The 18,426-nt window shown below is 72.3% G+C and carries 24 protein-coding genes; 17 read left to right on the top strand and 7 right to left on the bottom strand.

What is annotated here, in order from left to right; translation table 11 throughout:
• Window positions 1–133 precede the first annotated feature (133 nt).
• The 10 genes from ACQPYE_RS34140 (at window position 134) to mutM (ending at window position 6,429) form a co-directional block, all read left to right on the top strand.
• Window positions 134–1,225: an MBL fold metallo-hydrolase gene (locus ACQPYE_RS34140; protein WP_498717214.1), complete on the top strand. Its 1,092-nt coding sequence runs from the start codon at window positions 134–136 to the stop codon at window positions 1,223–1,225.
• Window positions 1,226–1,229: 4 nt separating this feature from the next.
• Window positions 1,230–1,796, top strand: coding sequence for a 16S rRNA (guanine(966)-N(2))-methyltransferase RsmD (gene rsmD / locus ACQPYE_RS34135; protein ID WP_498717213.1), 567 nt, complete (start codon window positions 1,230–1,232; stop codon window positions 1,794–1,796).
• A gap of 54 nt (window positions 1,797–1,850) precedes the next feature.
• A complete protein-coding gene (coaD, locus tag ACQPYE_RS34130; RefSeq protein ID WP_123745913.1) occupies window positions 1,851–2,333 on the top strand; it encodes a pantetheine-phosphate adenylyltransferase in 483 nt (160 codons plus the stop codon).
• A gap of 54 nt (window positions 2,334–2,387) precedes the next feature.
• Window positions 2,388–2,801 carry a guanyl-specific ribonuclease gene (locus ACQPYE_RS34125; protein ID WP_498717212.1) on the top strand — a complete coding sequence of 138 codons (414 nt, stop codon included), beginning with the start codon at window positions 2,388–2,390 and terminating at the stop codon, window positions 2,799–2,801.
• 87 nt (window positions 2,802–2,888) lie between these two features.
• Complete coding sequence (locus ACQPYE_RS34120; RefSeq protein ID WP_498717211.1) at window positions 2,889–3,605, top strand: DivIVA domain-containing protein; 717 nt, start codon at window positions 2,889–2,891, stop codon at window positions 3,603–3,605.
• Window positions 3,606–3,710: 105 nt separating this feature from the next.
• Complete coding sequence (locus ACQPYE_RS34115; protein WP_498717210.1) at window positions 3,711–4,298, top strand: YceD family protein; 588 nt, start codon at window positions 3,711–3,713, stop codon at window positions 4,296–4,298.
• A gap of 2 nt (window positions 4,299–4,300) precedes the next feature.
• Window positions 4,301–4,483, top strand: a complete 183-nt coding sequence (gene rpmF / locus ACQPYE_RS34110; protein WP_053720453.1) for a 50S ribosomal protein L32 — start codon at window positions 4,301–4,303, stop codon at window positions 4,481–4,483.
• Between the two features lie 30 nt (window positions 4,484–4,513).
• Complete coding sequence (gene rnc / locus ACQPYE_RS34105) at window positions 4,514–5,323, top strand: ribonuclease III (RefSeq protein WP_498717209.1); 810 nt, start codon at window positions 4,514–4,516, stop codon at window positions 5,321–5,323.
• Between the two features lie 7 nt (window positions 5,324–5,330).
• A complete protein-coding gene (locus ACQPYE_RS34100; protein ID WP_498717208.1) occupies window positions 5,331–5,561 on the top strand; it encodes a hypothetical protein in 231 nt (76 codons plus the stop codon).
• Window positions 5,562–5,571: 10 nt separating this feature from the next.
• Window positions 5,572–6,429, top strand: coding sequence for a bifunctional DNA-formamidopyrimidine glycosylase/DNA-(apurinic or apyrimidinic site) lyase (gene mutM / locus ACQPYE_RS34095; RefSeq protein ID WP_498717207.1), 858 nt, complete (start codon window positions 5,572–5,574; stop codon window positions 6,427–6,429).
• A 9-nt stretch (window positions 6,430–6,438) separates the two neighbouring features.
• On the opposite strand, the gene ACQPYE_RS34090 is transcribed toward mutM, so the two are convergent.
• Window positions 6,439–6,873: a MarR family winged helix-turn-helix transcriptional regulator gene (locus ACQPYE_RS34090; protein ID WP_498717206.1), complete on the bottom strand. Its 435-nt coding sequence runs from the start codon at window positions 6,871–6,873 to the stop codon at window positions 6,439–6,441.
• 254 nt (window positions 6,874–7,127) lie between these two features.
• Between ACQPYE_RS34090 and ACQPYE_RS34085 the strand changes: the two genes are divergently transcribed.
• Window positions 7,128–7,805: a response regulator gene (locus tag ACQPYE_RS34085; protein WP_498717205.1), complete on the top strand. Its 678-nt coding sequence runs from the start codon at window positions 7,128–7,130 to the stop codon at window positions 7,803–7,805.
• A 27-nt stretch (window positions 7,806–7,832) separates the two neighbouring features.
• Complete coding sequence (locus tag ACQPYE_RS34080; RefSeq protein ID WP_498717204.1) at window positions 7,833–8,426, top strand: TetR/AcrR family transcriptional regulator; 594 nt, start codon at window positions 7,833–7,835, stop codon at window positions 8,424–8,426.
• A gap of 4 nt (window positions 8,427–8,430) precedes the next feature.
• On the opposite strand, the gene ACQPYE_RS34075 is transcribed toward ACQPYE_RS34080, so the two are convergent.
• Entirely contained in the window at window positions 8,431–9,537 is a 1,107-nt protein-coding gene (locus ACQPYE_RS34075; protein WP_498717203.1) for an NAD(P)/FAD-dependent oxidoreductase, read from the bottom strand.
• A 68-nt stretch (window positions 9,538–9,605) separates the two neighbouring features.
• On the opposite strand from ACQPYE_RS34075, the gene ACQPYE_RS34070 reads away from it, so the two are divergent.
• Window positions 9,606–10,136 (top strand): GNAT family N-acetyltransferase, encoded by a 531-nt coding sequence (locus ACQPYE_RS34070; RefSeq protein ID WP_498717202.1) that lies wholly within the window; start codon window positions 9,606–9,608, stop codon window positions 10,134–10,136.
• Here the strand turns inward: ACQPYE_RS34070 and ACQPYE_RS34065 are convergent, their stop codons facing one another.
• The 3 genes from ACQPYE_RS34065 to ACQPYE_RS34055 form a co-directional block, all read right to left on the bottom strand.
• A complete protein-coding gene (locus ACQPYE_RS34065; protein WP_498717201.1) occupies window positions 10,137–10,607 on the bottom strand; it encodes a hypothetical protein in 471 nt (156 codons plus the stop codon).
• 136 nt (window positions 10,608–10,743) lie between these two features.
• On the bottom strand, window positions 10,744–11,229 hold the full coding sequence (locus ACQPYE_RS34060; protein ID WP_498717200.1) for a hypothetical protein: 486 nt from the start codon (window positions 11,227–11,229) through the stop codon (window positions 10,744–10,746).
• Between the two features lie 31 nt (window positions 11,230–11,260).
• Window positions 11,261–11,962, bottom strand: coding sequence for a CAP domain-containing protein (locus ACQPYE_RS34055; RefSeq protein WP_498717199.1), 702 nt, complete (start codon window positions 11,960–11,962; stop codon window positions 11,261–11,263).
• A 64-nt stretch (window positions 11,963–12,026) separates the two neighbouring features.
• Between ACQPYE_RS34055 and ACQPYE_RS34050 the strand changes: the two genes are divergently transcribed.
• The 4 genes from ACQPYE_RS34050 to smc are packed head-to-tail and all read left to right on the top strand — an operon-like array spanning window position 12,027 to window position 17,357.
• Complete coding sequence (locus ACQPYE_RS34050; RefSeq protein ID WP_498717198.1) at window positions 12,027–12,323, top strand: acylphosphatase; 297 nt, start codon at window positions 12,027–12,029, stop codon at window positions 12,321–12,323.
• A gap of 33 nt (window positions 12,324–12,356) precedes the next feature.
• Window positions 12,357–12,863, top strand: coding sequence for a sigma-70 family RNA polymerase sigma factor (locus ACQPYE_RS34045; RefSeq protein ID WP_498717197.1), 507 nt, complete (start codon window positions 12,357–12,359; stop codon window positions 12,861–12,863).
• Window positions 12,860–13,510 carry an anti-sigma factor family protein gene (locus tag ACQPYE_RS34040; RefSeq protein ID WP_498717196.1) on the top strand — a complete coding sequence of 217 codons (651 nt, stop codon included), beginning with the start codon at window positions 12,860–12,862 and terminating at the stop codon, window positions 13,508–13,510. The genes ACQPYE_RS34045 and ACQPYE_RS34040 overlap by 4 nt, the downstream gene beginning before the upstream one ends.
• Before the next feature lie 58 nt (window positions 13,511–13,568).
• Window positions 13,569–17,357, top strand: a complete 3,789-nt coding sequence (gene smc / locus ACQPYE_RS34035) for a chromosome segregation protein SMC (protein ID WP_498717195.1) — start codon at window positions 13,569–13,571, stop codon at window positions 17,355–17,357.
• Between the two features lie 7 nt (window positions 17,358–17,364).
• On the opposite strand, the gene ACQPYE_RS34030 is transcribed toward smc, so the two are convergent.
• Both ACQPYE_RS34030 and ACQPYE_RS34025 read right to left on the bottom strand, forming a co-directional pair.
• The gene (locus ACQPYE_RS34030) at window positions 17,365–18,063 is read right to left on the bottom strand and encodes a lysophospholipid acyltransferase family protein (RefSeq protein ID WP_498717194.1); all 699 of its coding nucleotides are present in this window, start codon (window positions 18,061–18,063) and stop codon (window positions 17,365–17,367) included.
• Between the two features lie 15 nt (window positions 18,064–18,078).
• Window positions 18,079–18,414, bottom strand: a complete 336-nt coding sequence (locus ACQPYE_RS34025) for a hypothetical protein (RefSeq protein WP_053720469.1) — start codon at window positions 18,412–18,414, stop codon at window positions 18,079–18,081.
• Between the last annotated feature and the right edge of the window lie 12 nt (window positions 18,415–18,426).

Below are 18,426 nucleotides of genomic sequence, written 5' to 3'. Positions count from 1 at the left end.
GACCAGCCTAAAGCACCCGAACCCATGTCAAATCGGGCCTTGGTGGGGTGTGGCGGGTCCGTTGTGGTGGGTGTTGGTGGACACATGGAGGGGTGGGGGGAACCCGGGGGGTTGGGGTTGGCGTTGGTGGGGCATGAAGAAGGTCGCTGTTGGGTTGTTCGCTGTGACGGCCGGCGCTCTTGCCTGGGCGGCGCGGGATGTGCGGCTGGCGTTGGGCGGGAAGCCCGGTGGTGAGCGGGTGCGGCGGTCGCCCCGGTATCGCGATGGGAAGTTCCACAACGCCGCCCGCACTCGGACGATGCCGCCGGACGGCGCGGCCGGGACGGTGCGGGAGATGTTCTTCGGTGGGCAGCAGCGGCGGCCCGTCGGCGAGGTGCCGTTGGTGCCGCCGGTCGTCGGGTCGGCGGACGGGTTGCACATCACCTGGTACGGGCACGCGTCGACGTTGGTGGAGATCGACGGCGCGCGGGTGTTGGTCGACCCCGTGTGGAGCGACCGGGTGTCACCGTCGCAAGTGGTCGGTCCGCGGCGGTTGCACCCGGTGCCGCACGCGTTGCACGAGGTGGGGCGGGTGGACGCGGTGGTGATCTCGCACGACCACTACGACCACCTCGACCTGGCGACGGTGCGCGCGTTGACCGGGGACACGGACGCGGTGTTCGTGGTGCCGCTCGGGATCGGGGCGCACCTGCGCCGGTGGGACGTGCCCGAGCACCGGATCGTGGAACTGGACTGGGACGAGTCGCACGAGGTGGCGGGGGTCACGTTGGTGGCCACCGCGGCGCAGCACTTCTCCGGCCGGGGCTTGCAGCGGGACAACACGCTGTGGGCGTCGTGGGTGCTGAAGGGACCGCGCCACCGGGTCTACTACAGCGGTGACACCGGTTACTTCGACGGTTACGAGCGGATCGGTGCGGAGCACGGGCCGTTCGACGCCTCGCTGATCCAGATCGGCGCCTACGGGCCTGGTTGGCCGGACATCCACATGACGCCGGAAGAGGGCGTGGCGGCGCACCGCGACGTGCGGGGCGGCCTGTTGATCCCGGTGCACTGGGCGACCTTCAACCTCGCGTTCCACGACTGGTCCGAGCCGGTGGACCGGGTGTGGCGGGAGGCGAAGGCGCACGGGGTGCCCTTGGCCGTGCCGCGGCCGGGCGAGCGGGTCGACGTGGGGCAGCCGCCGGAGGTCGACGGGTGGTGGCAGGCGCTCGCGGTGGGACGATGACCCGGTGACCAGGATCGTCGCGGGCGTCGCCGGTGGCCGCCGGCTGCAAGTGCCGCCGAGGGGTACCCGTCCTACGTCCGACCGGGTGCGGGAGGCGTTGTTCAGCTCGTTGGAGACGGTGGTCGACCTGGACGGCGCGGTGGTGCTGGACCTGTACGCGGGGTCCGGGGCGCTCGGGTTCGAGGCGTTGTCGAGGGGCGCGGCCAGAGCCACGTTCGTGGAGTCGGACAAGCGGGCTGCCGAAGTCTTGAAGGGCAACGCCAGGGTGGTCGCGCTGCCCGGCGCGACGGTCGTCAACCGCACCGCGGAGGCCGTGGTGGGCGGTGTGGCGGAGGTCGCGTGCGACGTGGTCTTCGCCGATCCGCCCTACGCGGTGACGGACGAACAGCTCAACCGGGTCCTCGCGTCGCTGGTCACGAATGGTTGGACGAAACCGGGGTCGCTGCTCGTCGTCGAACGCGGCGCGCGCAGCCCTGAACCGATTTGGCCAAGCCCGGTGGAATCCTTGCGCAGCAAGCGATACGGGGACACCACGCTGCACTGGGCTGAACAGGTTGACGCCTCCGGGTGATGCCGACCACGCACCGGAGTGGACGCGTCCGATCGGGTGCTACCGTCCGAAACCATGACGCGTGCCGTGTGCCCCGGCTCCTACGACCCGGCCACCAACGGACACCTGGACATCATCGGCAGAGCGGCGAAGCTCTTCGACGAAGTCGTCGTCGCCGTGCTCATCAACAAGAACAAGAAGACGTTGTTCTCGGTGGAGGAGCGCACGGAAATGCTGCGCGAGGTGACCGCGCAGTGGCCGAACGTCCGCGTCGACGCCTGGCACGGCCTGCTGGTCGACTACTGCCTGGAGAACGACATCAAGGCCATCGTCAAGGGCCTGCGGGCGGTCAGCGACTACGACTACGAGTTGCAGATGGCGCAGATGAACCACCAGCTCACCGGGGTCGAGACGCTGTTCATGCCGACGAACCCGATCTACAGCTTCCTGGCCAGCTCCCTGGTCAAGGACGTGGCGACCTACGGCGGCGACGTGACGAGCCTGCTGCCGCCCACCATCAAGGACCGGCTCTCCGCCCGGCTCGCCGAGGGTCGCTGACCGGTCACGTTCCGTTAGCTCGTTCGTCGCCCGGTGTGGTTAGCGTTCACCGGCATGAGCGAGATCACATCGCGCACCGCGAAGGTGCTGCTCTCCCTGCTGCTGGTCCTCGCGGGCACGGTCACCACGTCCGCCCGGGCGGTCGCGGTCGAGCAGGCGGCCTGTGGCGACACGTCCGACTTCCGCCGGGTCGCCCTGTCCGCCCTGCCCGTCCAGGCGACCGACACCGTGCGGCTGGTCCAGCGGGGCGGGCCGTACCCGTATCCGCAGGACAACCAGACCTTCTACAACCGCGAGGGCGTCCTCCCGGCGTGCTCGACCGGCTACTACCGGGAGTACACGGTGAGGACGCCGGGCGTCTCCACGCGCGGCGCGCGGCGGATCGTGACCGGCGCCGCGAGCCCGAAGCTGTACTTCTACACGCCGGACCACTACGCGAGCTTCGTCCTGGTGGACGTCACCCGGTAGTCGGACACGCCCTGCCGATCTCCCGGCGGCGACGAGATCGGCAGGGCACACTAGGACGGGTACTGCTGTGGGCGCGAGGAGTGTGACGTGTACCGGGTGTTCGAGGCCCTCGACGAGCTGGTCACGATCGTCGAGGAAGCGCGTGGCGTGCCGATGACCTCCGGGTGCGTCGTGCCGCGCGGCGACGTGCTCGAACTCCTCGACGACGTGCGCGACGCCATCCCGGCGGAGCTGGACGACGCCCAGGACGTGCTCGACCACCGCGACGAGCTGGTCGGCAAGGCGCAGCACGACGCGGACCAGGCGCTGAGCAAGGCGCGGTCCGACGCCGAGCGGATGGTCTCCGAGGCGCAGCACGAGGCCGAGCGGATGCTGTCCGAGGCGCGGGCGCGTGCCGAGCGGATGGTCGCCGACGCCGAGGACCAGGCGCAGCGCACCGTCTCCGCGGGCCGCCAGGAGTACGAGGACCTGGTGGGCCGGGCGCACGCCGAGGCCGACCGCATGGTCCAGGCGGGCCGGGCCAACTACGAGCGCGCGATCGAGGAGGGCCGGGCGGAGCAGGCGCGCCTGGTCGACGGGACCGAGGTCGTGCAGGCCGCGCACGCCGAGGCCGCCCGCGTGCTGGACGCGGCGCAGACGGAGGCCATCCGGCTGCGCAGCGAGTGCGACGCGTACGTGGACGGCAAGCTGGCCGACTTCGAGGACCTGCTCGCGCACACCCTGCGCAGCGTCGGGAAGGGTCGCTCGCACCTGCGCGGCCCGGTCGTCGCCAGCGCCGCCGCCCCGTTCGACTACCACGAATAACCCGACCGGACGACGCCCCGACCAGCCGATTTCACGCGGACGCCCGTTGTCCCGTACTCTTGACCGGCTGGTCGTGGTAAGTCCCCGACGGCAACACCAAACATCATGTCTGAGCATCGTCACGCCTCCGCGCGTCCCACAGCGACCGGGCCCTGGGTCATCGACACCAGGGACCTCGGGCGTAGAGCGGGCTCCAGCCGCGGTCTGCGCCGGACGGTGCCCGCGGAGGGCGTCGGCCTTCTCGGCGTGATCTCGGTGCCGGCGGGGGGCAACGTCGAACTCGACCTCCTGCTGGAGTCGGTGGTCGAAGGCGTGCTCGTGACGGGCACGGCCGCGACGGTGGTCGAAGGGGAGTGCTCGCGCTGCCTGGACCCGCTGTCGGCGGAGGTCGAGGTGGAGTTGACCGAGCTGTACGCCTACCCGGACAGCGCCACCGACGAGACCACCGAAGAGGACGAGGTCAGCCGTCTGCACGACGACCTGATCGACCTCGAACCCGTGGTGCGCGACGCCATCGTGCTCTCGCTGCCACAGGTGCCGCTGTGCTCGCCGGACTGCCTCGGGCTGTGCGTCGACTGCGGCGGCAGGCTGGCTGATCTCGGCCCCGACCACGGGCACGAGACGATTGACCCCCGCTGGGCCGCTCTCCACGAGCGGTTCGACGGGAATCGTGACAATCCAGAGGAGAACTAGTCGTGGCCGTCCCGAAGCGGAAGATGTCGCGCTCGAACACGCGCTCGCGCCGCGCTCAGTGGAAGACCAGTGCCGTGCACCTGGTGGCGTGCCAGAACCGGGCCTGCCGCCAGCCCAAGCCGCAGCACATCGCCTGCCCGGCCTGCGGCCAGTACGACGGCCGCCAGGTCGTCCAGCCGGCCTGATCACCCCTCTGGTGAAGGTAGCGGCGAATCGTGGGGGGTAGGTCGTCGCGCGGTCGGTCCGCCGACCGCGCCCCGTTGATCGAAGCGCTCGGCGTCCCGTTGGACGCCGAGCTGCTGACGCTCGCGCTCACACACCGCTCGTACGCGTACGAGAACGGTGGTCTGCCGCCGAACGAGCGGCTGGAGTTCCTCGGCGACGCGGTGCTCGGCCTCGTCGTCACCGACCACCTGTACCGCACGCACCCCGACCTGCCCGAGGGGCAGCTCGCCAAGCTCCGCGCGAGCGTGGTGAACATGCACGCCCTCGCGGGCGTGGCGCGGGGTCTCGGCGACGACGGGTTGGGCGGGCACCTGCTGCTCGGTCGCGGCGAGGAGCTGACCGGCGGCAGGGACAAGGCGAGCATCCTCGCGGACGGCCTGGAAGCCGTCATCGGCGCGGTGTACTTGCAGTTCGGCATCGAAACCGCGCGTCAACTCGTTCACCACCTGTTCGACCCGTTGTTGGCGGAAGCGCCGCTGCGAGGTGCTGGACTGGACTGGAAGACGAGTCTTCAAGAGCTGACCGCGTCCGCCGGTCTTGGCGTCCCCGAGTACCGGGTGGACGACCAGGGTCCGGACCACCGCAAGGAGTTCACCGCGACGGTGCACGTCGGTGGTCGGGCCTACGGGACCGGGGACGGGAGCACGAAGAAGGAAGCCGAGCAGAAGGCGGCCGAGGCCGCCTACCGCGTGTTGCACGAACGGGTTCGCGCCGAGGAGACCGGCGCGTCCGGGAACGGCCACGCGCCCGGCTCGGCCACGCAGGCTTCACCCCAGGCTTCACCTACTCAGGAAGACTGACGCCGAAATGTATGCCACGAACGTCCGGACGAACCGGCGCGCGCGCCTCGCGCGTCCGTCCCGCCCGCTGAACGCCAGCCGCAACGGCGGCATCCAGGGCCTGGTCCTCGTGCGCGACACCGCCCAGGCGGGCGGCTGGATGCTCAAGCCGACCAAGCCGCAGGCCGCCGCCTACCAGATGCTCGAAGAGCTGGAGCAGGCCGAGGCCGCCGCCGCCGAGCGCGAGTCCGAGGACTGACCGTCCGCCCGTGCCCGAGCTGCCCGAGGTCGAAGTCGTCCGCCGAGGCCTGCACGAGCACGTCGCGGGGAGGACCGTCGAAGCGGTGGAAGTCCTCCACCCACGCGCGATCCGCCGACACCTGCCCGGTGCGGCGGATTTCGCCGTGCGCCTGACCGGTCAGCGACTGGAGGCCGCGCGTCGTCGCGGCAAGTACCTGTGGGTCGACCTGTCGGGCGGCGACGCCATGCTCGCGCACCTCGGCATGAGCGGCCAGATGCTGGTCCAGCCCGTCGACGCGCCGGACGAGAAGCACCTGCGGGTGCGGGTCCGGTTCGCCGACGGCGGGCCGGAACTGCGCTTCGTGGACCAGCGCACGTTCGGCGGACTGGCGTTGGCCGACATCGTCGAGGTCGACGGCGCCCGGCTGCCGCGGCCGGTGGCGCACATCGCGCGCGATCCGATGGACCCGGCCTTCGACCCGGACGCGGCGGTCGCGGCGTTGCGGAAGCGGCGGACCGGGGTCAAGCGCGCCCTGCTCGACCAGACGCTCGTCTCGGGCGTGGGGAACATCTACGCCGACGAGGCGCTGTGGCGGACCCGGCTGCACGGGTCGCGGCCCGCGGACAAGCTGACCAGGGCCAAGGCCGCCGAGCTGCTGGCGCACGCCACACAGGTGATGCACGAGGCGCTGGGCGAGGGCGGCACGTCGTTCGACGCGCTCTACGTCAACGTGAACGGCCAGTCCGGCTACTTCGACCGGTCCTTGGCCGCGTACGGGCGGGAGGACGAGCCGTGCCGGCGCTGCGGGACGGCGATCAGGCGCGAGCCGTTCATGAACCGCTCATCCTACTCGTGCCCGCGCTGCCAACCCCCGCCGAGGGGATGACCGGGGGGCTCACCGCGCCGGGTCGGCGAGCCTGCGCAGCAGCGGCGTGACCGACCTGAGCGCGTCGCGCTCCTCCGGTTCCAGCCGGGAGATCCGCTCGGACAGCAGTTCCGCCTCGCCGTGCGCGAGGGACAGGATGGTGTCCCGCCCGAGGCCGGTCAGCTCGACGATGGTGGCCCGCCCGTCGGCCGGATCGGATTCGCGGCGCACCAGGCCGCCGGCTTCCAGACCCGTCACCACCGTGGTCGCCGTCGGTTGCGAGCACAGCGCGCGCACTGCGATCTCGCCGATCCGCATCGGACCCTGCGACGCGAGTTCCGCGAGCACCAGCAGCTGGGTGGGCTGCAGGCGCCGGACGGACGCGGACTGGCGCAGGCTGCGGACCAACCGGTGTACGGCGACCACGAGTTGTAACGCGTCCTGATTGGTCACACTGGTGGTCATCAGACCTCCTCATGGCTCACCGTGAGTGAGCAAGTGTCCGAATTCGGACAGGACATTCGCACTTTCGCAGTACTGCTGTCCAGGGAACGGTTTCATTCGCACCCGGATGTACTCACCCTTTCCGCACCGATGCGGAGAAGGAACCGTCAAAACGCCATAAAGGGTGAACGGGCCACCATCAAGGGTTCGTCAGGAAGTTCGCCGAACGTAGTCGGGCGCGATCGGCGGGCGTGACCCGGGCGTAGTGTCTCAGCGTGACGAAGGTGCTGGTGGTCGATGACGAGCCGCAGATCGTGCGGGCGTTGCGGATCAACCTGTCGGCCCGCGGCTACTCGGTCCTGACCGCGCACGACGGCACGACGGCGCTCAAGGCGGCGGCCGAGGGCAGGCCGGACGTGGTGGTGCTCGACCTCGGCCTGCCGGACGTGGACGGCACCGAGGTCATCGCGGGCCTGCGCGGCTGGACGACGGTGCCGATCATCGTGCTGTCCGCGCGGGTCGACTCCGCCGACAAGGTGGAAGCGCTGGACGCGGGCGCCGACGACTACGTGACCAAGCCGTTCGGGATGGACGAGCTGCTGGCCAGGCTGCGCGCGGCGGTGCGCCGGTCGGCGGTGGTGGAGGGCGAGGACGCGGTCGTCGAGACCGCCTCGTTCACGGTCGACCTGGTGGCGAAGAAGGTGCGCCGGGCGGGCGTCGAGGTGCACCTGACGCCCACGGAGTGGGGCCTGCTGGAGATCCTGGCCCGCAACCGGGGCCGGCTGGTGGCGCAGAAGCAGCTGTTGCAGGAGGTGTGGGGGCCGGCGTACGCGAAGGAGACCCACTACCTGCGCGTCTACCTGGCCCAGTTGCGACGCAAGCTGGAGCCCGAGCCCGCGCACCCCCGGCACCTGGTGACGGAGCCCGGCATGGGCTACCGGTTCGAGCTCTAGCGCGCGTCCGGAGAGGGAGTTCACCCAGTGGCGACATCGCCCCGGCGGCCCTACCACCACGGGGACCTGCGGGCCGCCCTGGTCACGGCGGCCCGCTCGCTCGTGGTCGCCGAGGACGCCGAGGGGCTGACCCTGCGCCGCGCCGCGGCGTCGGCCGGTGTCTCGCACACCGCGGCCTACCGGCACTTCGCGGACAAGGCCGCCCTGGTGGCGGCCGTGATGGCGCAGGGCTTCGACGAGCTGCGCGCGTCGGCCGAGGCGGTGTCGGGCGGTCCGCTCGACCGGCTGCGCGGGATCGGCCGGGCCTACGTCGGGTTCGCCGTGGCCAACCCGTCGCTGTACCGGCTCATGTTCGGCGGCGAGGTGCCGCGCCGGGACGTGCACGTGGAGCTGTCCGCGTCCGAGCAGCGCGTGCACGCCCTGCTGTCGTCCGCCATCGCGGCGGCGCAGCGGTCCGGCGAGCTGGCCGCGCACGACGTGGCGGACGTGACCGTCCTGATGGCCTGCGTCCTGCACGGCCTGTGCTCGCTGCTGCTCGCCGGTCAGCTGCCCGTCGAGCGGTCCGAGGCCCTCGCGGGCACGGTGCTGGCGCTGGTGGACGCCGGTCTCGCGACCCGGTGACGGCTCAGCCCGCCGGCATCGTGGGGTGGCGCTGGAACATCAGGGCGACGCGCACCACGAGTTCCTTGTAGCGCGCCGCCACCCGGCCGGTGAGGACGCGTTCCTTCGGGCTGTCGTCGGCGTTCACGAACTGGATCAGGCCGTCCCGGCGACCGAGGCTGATGCACTGGTTGACGTAGCGGAAGTCGAGCCGGTCGGCCGGCTCGTCACCGCGCAGCCGCTTCGCCAGCGCCCGCACGGCCTTCTGCGCCGTGGGCAGGCCGGTCGCGCACGCCATGCGCAGTTCGAGGCCGTCGTGCCGCTTCATCGCGGCGGCGTCGCCGATGCCCTGGACGTCCGGGTGCGAGGTCGAGGTCAACGTGTGGTCGACCAGCATCCGGCCGTGGCCGTCCACCGCGAACCCGGCCCGTGCCGCCAGGTCGGGCACGGCGAAACCGGCCGTCCAGACGACCGTGTCGGCGGCGACCGGCTCACCGGTGTCGAGCACCAGGCCGTCGGCGCGGACCTCGGTGACGTGCGCGTGGTCGCGGACCTCGACGCCGAGCCGGGCGAACACCTTGACCAGGTGCCGCCTGCCCTTGTCCGACAGGGCCTCGCCGAGACCGCCCGCGGTGACCAGCAGCACGTCCAGGTCCGGGCGCGACTCGGCCAGCTCGGCGGCGGCCTCGATGCCGGTCAGCCCGCCACCCATGACGGCGACCGCGCGCGCGGTCCTGAGCGCCGCGGCCAGCTCCTCGGCGTCTTCCCGGGTCGAGACCGCGTGCGCGTGCTCGGCCGCGCCCGGGACGCTGCCCAGGTCCGCGTGGCTGCCCAGGGCGTAGATCAACCGGTCGTAGGTCAGCGCGCCGCCGGCGAGCCGGACCTCGCGCGTGTCGGGGTCGATGGCGGTGACCCGGTCGACCACCAGCTCCACGCCGGTGCCCTTGAGGACGTCGGCGAGCGGGACGTCGCGCAGCCGCTGCCCCGTCGCGAACTGGTGCAGCCGGACCCGCTCGACGAACCGGTCCCGCGCGTTGACCAGGGTGACCCTCGAGTCGGTCCACCGGGCTGCCAGCTTGGCCGCCGCCAGACCCGCGTAACCCGCGCCGACGACCACGATGTGCTCTGCCACTTCGGGCTCCTTTCGCTGTCAGTGGAGCGAGACGGGAGCGCTCGGTGTGACGGCTTAGGGTGTGAGACGTGTCACCCGTTTCCGTGCTCCACACCTGGCAAGTGCCCGCGTCGACGCTCACCGCCGCCCGCGGGCTGCTCGACGAGGCGTTCGACGGCGAGTTCGGCGACGACGACTGGGAGCACGGCCTGGGCGGGGTGCACGCCCTCGCCTGGGACGGCGACGAGCTGATCGGCCACGGCGCCCTCGTGCAGCGTCGGTTGCTGCACGAGGGGCGCGCGGTGCGGACCGGGTACGTGGAAGGTGTCGCGGTGCGCGCGGACCGACGTCGCCGGGGCGTGGGCGGTGCCGTGATGGCGGCCCTGGAGGACGTCGTGCGCGGCGCGTACCCCCTCGGCGCCCTCAGCGCGTCGGAGGGCGCCCTGGAGTTCTACGCGGCGCGGGGGTGGCGGCGCTGGCGGGGACGGACGTTCGCGATGACGCCGACCGGGGTCGAGCGCACCGGTGAGGAGGACGACGGGATCTTCGTCCTGCCGGTCGTGCCGCTCGACCTGACGGGCGATCTCGTGTGCGACTGGCGTGACGGCGACGTCTGGTAGCTACGGCGCGCCGTCTGCCTCCGTCGTCGGCGTGGTGGCGGTGGTCGACGTGGAGGACGACGGCGCCGGCGGGTGGTAGGTCGCCGGCGGGTTGCTCGGCGGCTGGGTGGTGAGCACGGGCTCGGCCGGCGTCGCCGCGCTCGACTCCGACCCCGGGTCGGCCGGCGCCTGCGCGTCCGCCGGCGTCGAGCCGCCCGCCTTGCCCTTGCCCGGCGGCTGCTCGCCCACCCGCTTGGACACCGTGACCACCAGGGTGGCCGTCCTCGCGTCCGGCGCGGCGGCGTCCGGCGCGTCCTGCGTCGTCAGCACCCCGACCCGCGGCACCGGTGGTGGCGCGGCCGTGGACCCGCCGCCGGTCAGCACCGACGCGAGGGTGGCGATCACGGTGGCGACGACGGCGCCGCCCGCGGCGAGCAGCACCACCGAGGTGAGCTTCTTCTTCGGCGGCGCGGTCTGGTCTTCCTCGAACACACCATCTCCCTGCGGGGGATCCGGACGGATGGTCAGTGTTCGGGTTATCGGCCGCTCGCGCCGCCTGCCTCAACGTTCCGGCGGTCCACCACACGATGGTGTGGCGGACCGTCACCGGCAGCGGGTGATCTCGTTGCTATCCCGCGCTGCTGACCGTCGTGGTGGTCGTCGGGACCGTGGTGGTCGTCGGCGGCGTGGTCGTCGTGGTCGTGGGGTCGGTCGTCGTGACCACCGGCGGCGGGGTGGTGGTCGTCGGCTGGGGCTGGGGGTCGTCCACCACCGTGGTCGTGGTGGTGCCGTCCGGCCGGGTCACCGTGGTCACGCGGGTGCGGCGCGACGTGGTCGTCGTCGGGGTGGCCTCGGTCGTCGTGGTGGTCGACTCCGCGGTGGTGGTGAGGCTGATCGTGGCCGACGACGAGGACGTGCGCGGGGACGTGCTCAGGGTGCTGCGGGACACGACGTCCTCGCGCGGCAGCTGGCTGCCGGGCGAGGCGTCCGGGGTCGAGCCCGCCAGGGCCGCGATGGTGGCGAAGATCGTCGACACGGCGACACCGGACGCCGCCAGCAGCACGTGGGGCGACACGCGCGGGCGGGTGCGCTCGGGCTCCGGGGTCTCGTACAACGGTTCTCCCAAGGTCTGTCGGACGTCTTCTCTACCAGCCGAAGTTCTGGGTCCAGTACCAGCCGCGGGTGTCCAGACCCACGCCGATGGTGGTGAACCCGCAGTTCAGGATGTTGCGGCGGTGCCCGTCGGAGTTCATCCAGGCCTTCATGACCTGCTCGGGGGACCGCTGGCCCATGGCGATGTTCTCCCCGCCGGGGCTCGGGTAGCCCGCCGTGCGCATGCGCTGGGCGAAGTCGACGCCCTCGGGGGTGGTGTGCGAGAAGTAGTCGCGCTGGGCCATGTCGGTGCTGTGGCCCTGCGCGGCCCGGACCACCCGGTCGTCCACCTGCAACGGCCCGCAGCCGGCGAGGTCGCGCGCCTCGTTCACCAGGGCGACGACCTGCTGCGCCTGCGGCACGTCGGCGGGCGCGGTCGTCGTCGTGGGCTCGGGGGACGGTTCGGACGTCGTGGTCGTCGTCTCCGTCGTCGTGGTGGGCTCGGTGGTGGTGGTCGTCGTCCCGGTGGTGGTGCTCGTGGCCGGCGGCGCTTCGGTGGTGGTCGGCAGGACCACCGGCTCACGGCCCCGGTCGGGCTCGCCCACGCCCCCGACCCCGCCGGCGCCGATGTTGTCGGAACGGCTGCGCTGTGCTGCGCTTTCCCCGACGAACGGGGCGAGCTGTTCCGGGTTGGCGACGGCGACGCCGGTCGCACCGGCCGCGCCGAGGAGCAGGCCGACGAGTCCGCCGATCACGGATCGGTTACCACGCCGTGCTGTCACGGTCGCGCACCGTACCACTAACGGGTGAAATGACAGGATGGCTCTTGTGGCTGGAGTAGAGCAGACCGTGCGCCTGACCGCCTGGGTGCGGGGCCACGTGCAGGGCGTCGGTTTCCGCTGGTGGACTCGCGCCAGGGCGCTTGAGCTGGGACTTGTCGGATCGGCGTCCAACCTGCGTGACGGCCGGGTCGAGGTGAACGCGGAAGGGCCGGAATCCGCGTGCCAGGATCTGCTGACTGCGTTGCGTTCCGGCGCTACCCCCGGTCGGGTGGACTCGATCGTGGAGCGCTGGTCGGAGGCCCGCGGTGGCCTCACGGGTTTCGTCGAGCGTTGAACGCGGAGGGGCCCGGTGGCGTAGTACCTCGATGTGGACCGTGGCGAAGATGTCGTCAGGCAGCTGTACGGCCGTTGGCGCGGCCCGCTGCACGGCTACGTCCTGCGCCTGGTCGGCGGTGACCACCAGCAGGCGGAGGACGTCGTCCAGGAGACGTTGTTGCGGGCGTGGCGGCACGTCGACGCGCTGACCCCCGCCGACGCGGGTCCGTGGCTCTACACCGTGGCCAGGAACCTGGTCATCTCCGGCTTCCGCAAGCGCGGCGGCCGGCACTGCGAGGTGCCGATCGAACCGGGTGACCTGCCCCCGGTCGCGGACGAGGTGGAGCACGTCCTGCAGAGCTGGCAGGTCGCCGAGGTGCTGCGCGGGCTCAGCGCGGACCACCGCGACGTGGTGGTCGAGCTGTACTACCGGCGGCGTTCGGTGGCGGAGGCGGCGGCGGTGCTCGGCATCCCGCCCGGCACGGTCAAGTCGCGCTGCTTCTACGCCCTGCGCGCGTTGCGCGACGCGTTGGAGGAGCGGGGGGTCACGGAGTCATGAGCTGCGCCCGGACCGTGGCGCTCGGCGCCTACCTGCTCGGCTCCCTCGACCCGGCGGAGCGGTCGACGTTCGAGCGGCACGTGCGCGGTTGCGCCGACTGCCGGCGCGAGATGGTGCGGCTGGCTCCGCTGCCCGGGTTGCTCGGCCAGGTGCGGCTGTCGGACCTGGAGCTGCCGTTCGACGACCCCGCGCCCGATCCCGACCTGCGGCCGCTGCCGCCCCTGGCGGAACCGGAACCGGGGCCGGCGCCCGTGCGGGCACGCCGGCGGCGGTGGCCGGTGCTGGTCGGCGCGGGTGTGCTGGTCGTGCTCGTGGCGCTGGGCGTGGCGGTCGTGCCGCGCCTGGTCGGTGACGACGCCGTGACGTGGCACGCCGCCGACGCCACGTCCGGCGTGGCGGCCAGCGCCGAGCTCGTCGGCAGGTCGTGGGGCACCGAGCTGCGGATGAGCGTCGAGAACGTGCCGAAGGGCGTGCGGTGCAAGGTGATCGTCCACGACCGGGACGGGCGGACCGAGGTCGGCGGCTGGTGGGGCGCCGACCACGCGCCCGACGAGCGCATCCCCGGCGCCACGTCGTTCCCGGTCGGGGAGATCGAACGGCTGGACCTGGTGGTCGACATGACGGTCCTGGTCTCGGTCCGGCCGTGATCGCGCTGGTCAGCGTGCCTGCGGCTGGTGTCACGACCGCACGGGTACGCTGCCCCGCGTGCACCTCAAGAGCCTGACGCTGAAGGGCTTCAAGTCCTTCGCCTCGGCTACCACGCTGCGCTTCGAGCCCGGCATCACCTGCGTCGTCGGACCGAACGGGTCCGGCAAGTCGAACGTGCTCGACGCGCTGCGCTGGGTCATGGGCACGCAGGGCGCGAAGGACCTGCGCGGCGGCAAGATGGAGGACGTCATCTTCGCCGGCACGTCCGGCCGCGCGCCGCTCGGCCGCGCCGAGGTGACGCTGACCATCGACAACTCCGACGGCGCGCTGCCGATCGACTACGTCGAGGTGTCGATCACCCGCCGGATGTTCCGCGAGGGCGCCACCGAGTACGAGATCAACGGCAGCTCGTGCCGGTTGATGGACATCCAGGAACTGCTCAGCGACTCCGGCATCGGCCGCGAGATGCACGTGATCGTCGGCCAGGGCCAGCTCGCCGCGATCCTGGAGTCCAAGCCCGAGGAGCGGCGCGCGTTCGTCGAGGAGGCCGCGGGCGTCCTGAAGCACCGCAAGCGCAAGGAGAAGGCGCTGCGGAAGCTGGAGGCGATGCAGGCGAACCTGACCCGCCTCACCGACCTCACCGCCGAGCTGCGCCGCCAGCTCAAGCCGCTGGGCAAGCAGGCCGAGATCGCGCGCCGCGCGCAGACCGTGCAGTCGGAGCTGCGCGACGCCCGGATGCGCCTGCTGGCCGACGACCTGGTGACGCAGCGCGAGGCGCTGGCCCGCGAGGAGCAGGACGAGGCCGTCGCCCGGGCCCGCCGCGCCGAGGTCGAGAAGTCGCTGCAACAGGCCCAGCTCCAGCAGAACGAGCTGGAGGACCAGGTCGCGGCCGACGCGCCGAAGCTCCAGCAGGCCCAGGACACCTGGTACCGGCTGTCGGCGTTGGAGGAACGGCTGCGCGGCACGGTGCGGCTGGCCGTGGAGCGGGAGCGGCACCTGTCGGCGGCGGTGGACGCGCCGCGCGGCGGGCGTGACCCGGACGAGCTGGAGGCCGAGGCCGAGCAGACCGCGGAGCTGGAGCAGGAGCTCCAGGACGGCGTGACCGAGGCCCGGGTGGGCTTGGCGGAGGCCGTGGAGACGCGGGCCGAGCTGGAGCGCGTGGTGTCCGCGGCGGAGAAGGCGCACCTGGCCGCGGTGCGGGCCATCGCGGACCGGCGCGAGGGACTGGCCCGGCTGTCCGGGCAGGTGGAGGCGTTGCGGTCGAAGACGAGCGCGACCGCCGAGGAGATCGAGCGGATGTCCGTCGCGCTGGCCGAGGCGGTCGAGCGGTCGGAGGTCGTGCAGCAGGAGCTGGCCGAGGCCCGCGAGGTGACCGGGACCGAGGACGAGGACGACGTCGGGCTCGACGAGCGGCACCGGTTGGCCGCGGAGTCGGACGACGCCGCGCGCCGCCGGGTCGAGGAGCTGGTCAAGGCCGAGCGGACGGCCGAGCGGGACATCGCGTCGTGGAAGGCGCGGGTCGACGCGCTGTCGTTGGGCCTGACCCGCAAGGACGGCGCGGGCGCGTTGCTGGCGTCGCGGCTGCCGGGGTTGCTCGGGTCGGTCGCGGCGCTGCTGACCGTGGAACCGGGCGCGGAGGTCGCGCTGGCGGCGGCGTTGGGCCCGATCGCGGACGCGGTCGCGGTGGCCTCCGGCGCGGACGCGGTGGCGGCGTTGGAGCTGTTGAAGGAGCAGGACACCGGTCGGGCCGGGGTGCTGGTGGGCGGCGCGCCGGTGAGCGTCGACCGGTCCGGCTGGCCGTCGTTGCCGCCGGAGGCGCGGTGGGCGGTGGACGTGGTGCAGGCGCCGGAGCCGCTGCGGCCCGCGCTGCACCGCGCGTTGGACAAGGTCGTGGTGGTGGACTCGCTGGCCGCGGCGCGCGGGTTGGTGGACGCGCACCCGTCGGTGCGCGCGGTGACCCGCGACGGCGACGTGCTCGGCGCGGACTGGGCGGTCGGCGGTTCCGGTCGCAGCCAGAGCGTCATCGAGGTCCAGGCCGCGGTGGACGAGGCGTCGGAGAAGCTGGCGCTGGCGGAGCGCGCGCTGGAGCAGTCCACGGCCGCCCTCGAAGGCGCACGGGCCGAGCAGCAGGCACGGCGGGCCGAGGTCGCCGCGGTGAAGGAGCAGCTCAACGAGGCCAAGGTGCGGCGCGCCCGGTCGACGGAGCGGCTGAACCGGCTGGCCGCGGCGGTGCGCTCGGCCGAGGCCGAGGTGGAGCGCGTGCGGACGCAGCGGGCGAAGGTCGAGGCGGCCCGCGAGGAGAACCTGCTCAAGCTCGGCGAGCTGGAAGAACGCCTGCTGGTGGCGGAGGAGCAGCCGCTGGACGACGAGCCGGACACCTCCCACCGCGACGAGCTGGCCGCCGAGCTGGCCGCCGCGCGTCAGGGCGAGGTCGACGCCCGGCTGTCGTTGCGGACCGCCGAGGAACGCGCTCGCGCGTTGCAGGGCAAGGCGGAAGGGCTGCGCCGGGCCGCGCGCGCCGAGCGCGAGGCACGGGAACGCGCCCAGCGCGCCCACGCCGCCCGGGCCCGGGGCGCGGTCGTGGCGAAGGCGGTGGTGCGCGGCGGTGAGGTCGCGCTGGAGCGGATCGCCGCGTCGTTGGCCCGTGCGGCCGGTGAGCGCGACGCGGCGCAGGAGCGCAGGACGCGGCGCGAGACGTACCTGGCGCAGGTGCGCAACCTCGTCCGCGAGATGTCGGTGGAGCTGGAGAAGCTGACCGACGCCGTGCACCGCGACGAGGTGCTGCGGGCCGAGCAGCGGATGCGCATCGAGCAGCTGGAGACGAAGGTCGCCGAGGAGTTCGGCATCGGCCTGGAGGACCTGGTCGCCGAGTACGGCCCGGACGTGTTCATCCCGCCGTCGCAGCAGGAGATGGCCGAGTACGAGGTGGCGAAGGAGCGCGGCGAGGCGGTGACCGCGCCGCAGCCGATCCCGTACGACCGGGACACGCAGGCGCGGCGGGCCAAGCGCGCCGAGCGGGACCTGTCGCTGCTGGGCAAGGTCAACCCGTTGGCGCTGGAGGAGTTCGCGGCGCTGGAGGAGCGGTACAAGTTCCTGTCCAACCAGCTGGAGGACATCAAGGCGACGCGGCGCGACCTGCTGACCGTGGTGAAGGAGGTCGACGACAAGATCCTGGAGGTCTTCACGTCGGCCTACGTGGACGTCGCGCGCGAGTTCGAGGTCGTGTTCAAGGTGCTGTTCCCCGGTGGCGAGGGACGGCTGGTGCTGACCGAGCCGGACGACATGCTGACCACCGGCATCGAGCTGGAGGCCCGTCCGCCGGGCAAGAAGGTCAAGCGGCTGTCGCTGCTGTCGGGTGGCGAGAAGTCGCTGGCGGCGGTGGCGATGCTGGTCGCCATCTTCCGGGCGCGGCCGTCGCCGTTCTACGTGATGGACGAGGTCGAGGCGGCCCTGGACGACACCAACCTGCACCGGTTGATCAGCCTGTTCGAGCAGCTGCGCGAGCACTCGCAGCTGCTGATCATCACGCACCAGAAGCCGACGATGGAGATCGCCGACGCGCTGTACGGCGTCTCGATGCGCGGTGACGGCATCAGCCAGGTGATCTCGCAGCGCCTGCGCGGCGAGGACAAGCCGAAGCGCGCCAAGCCCGCGCCCAAGCAGGCAGCCGACGCCGCTCCCGCTCCCGCGACCACTCCGGAAGCCGAGGCCGTCGCGGTGACCGCAGTCGTCCCGGCCGCCGAGGCCGCACCCGCCGTTCCCGGGGCGGAAGCGGCTCCCGGGGTCGCGGCCGACCCGGTCCCGGAGGTTCCGGGACCCGGGTCGCGGTCGATCCCGCCGGCCTAGGACCCGGTCAGCGGTCGTCGAGGCGCTTGGCCTCTTCCGGGGTGGGCGCGGTGCCGCCGAGGTGGGCCGGTTGCCACCACTGGCCCTCGCCCGACTCCGGGTAACGGGCCTGGGCGTCGTCCACCAGGTCCTGAATCCGCTCGCGCAGCGCGGCGTCCGTGGTCGGCTCCACCGGCTCGCCCACGATGATCGTGATCGGCACGTGCCGCTGGGTCAGCGACTTCGGCCTGCCCTTCGTCCACAGGCGCTGCGTGCCCCACACCGCGGTGGGCAGCAACGGCACGCCGGCCTCGGCCGCCAGCCGCACCGCGCCGCTCTTCACGTCCTTGACCGTGAACGACCGGCTGATCGTCGCCTCGGGGAAGATCCCGACGATCTCACCGGAGCGCAGCGCGTCCAACGCCTGCTGGTAGGACGCCTGACCGGCGGTCCGGTCCACCGGGATGTGGTGCATCCCACGCATGAGCGGGCCGGACACGCGGTGCTTGAACACCTCGTGCTTGGCCATGAACCGGACCAGCCTGCGCGCCGGGTGCGCGCCGTAGCCGGCGAAGATGAAGTCGAGGTAGGAGACGTGGTTCGAGGCCAGCACGGCCCCGCCGGTGGTCGGCACGTGCTCCGCGCCCTCCACGGTGATCCGCATGTCGAGCACGCGGAACATCAGTTTGGCCGCGGCGATCACCGGCGGGTACACGCGATCTGGCATGAACCCCAGCTTACGTTACTCGTCAGTAGTGCGATCGTGTTCACGCACCACGCGTGGAACGCCGGCCAGGTCCTCCTCATTGCACAGCAGCTTGAGGGCGTAGTACGGCGAACCCTTGGTGTCGTCGTAGTCCAGGTGGACCGCGATCACGTCGACCGCTTCACCGAGCCAGTCCTGTGTCTGCCGCAGCCAGGAGGCCGCGCGCTCCAACGCGCTGGGCAGGTCGTCGTCGCGGAACTCGACCGGCCTGTAGGGGACCTCCTGCACGGTGTCCCGCTGGTTGGCAGGCATCGGTAGGTCTACCGCCACCCCGCTGTCGTTGAGTTCGAGTTGGATCGTTTCCTCGCTCACCCTCCCAGGGTT

The organism is Actinosynnema sp. CA-299493 (assembly GCF_050946825.1).
In the GTDB taxonomy this organism is placed as follows: Bacteria; Actinomycetota; Actinomycetes; order Mycobacteriales; family Pseudonocardiaceae; genus Actinosynnema.
The sequence above is the reverse complement of the archived record's forward strand: the minus strand, read 5'-3'. Positions and strand labels throughout refer to the sequence as shown.

Bases quoted from the DNA above. Each gene is read 5' to 3' on its own strand.
- ACQPYE_RS34140 (WP_498717214.1), top strand. From the start codon at position 134: ATGAAGAAGGTCGCTGTTGGGTTGTTCGCTGTGACGGCCGGCGCTCTT.
- ACQPYE_RS34050 (WP_498717198.1), top strand. From the start codon at position 12,027: ATGGCTCTTGTGGCTGGAGTAGAGCAGACCGTGCGCCTGACCGCCTGG.
- ACQPYE_RS34090 (WP_498717206.1), bottom strand. From the start codon at position 6,873: ATGACCACCAGTGTGACCAATCAGGACGCGTTACAACTCGTGGTCGCC.
- ACQPYE_RS34040 (WP_498717196.1), top strand. From the start codon at position 12,860: ATGAGCTGCGCCCGGACCGTGGCGCTCGGCGCCTACCTGCTCGGCTCC.
- ACQPYE_RS34030 (WP_498717194.1), bottom strand. From the start codon at position 18,063: ATGCCAGATCGCGTGTACCCGCCGGTGATCGCCGCGGCCAAACTGATG.
- ACQPYE_RS34125 (WP_498717212.1), top strand. From the start codon at position 2,388: ATGAGCGAGATCACATCGCGCACCGCGAAGGTGCTGCTCTCCCTGCTG.
- coaD (WP_123745913.1), top strand. From the start codon at position 1,851: ATGACGCGTGCCGTGTGCCCCGGCTCCTACGACCCGGCCACCAACGGA.
- ACQPYE_RS34100 (WP_498717208.1), top strand. From the start codon at position 5,331: ATGTATGCCACGAACGTCCGGACGAACCGGCGCGCGCGCCTCGCGCGT.
- ACQPYE_RS34115 (WP_498717210.1), top strand. From the start codon at position 3,711: ATGTCTGAGCATCGTCACGCCTCCGCGCGTCCCACAGCGACCGGGCCC.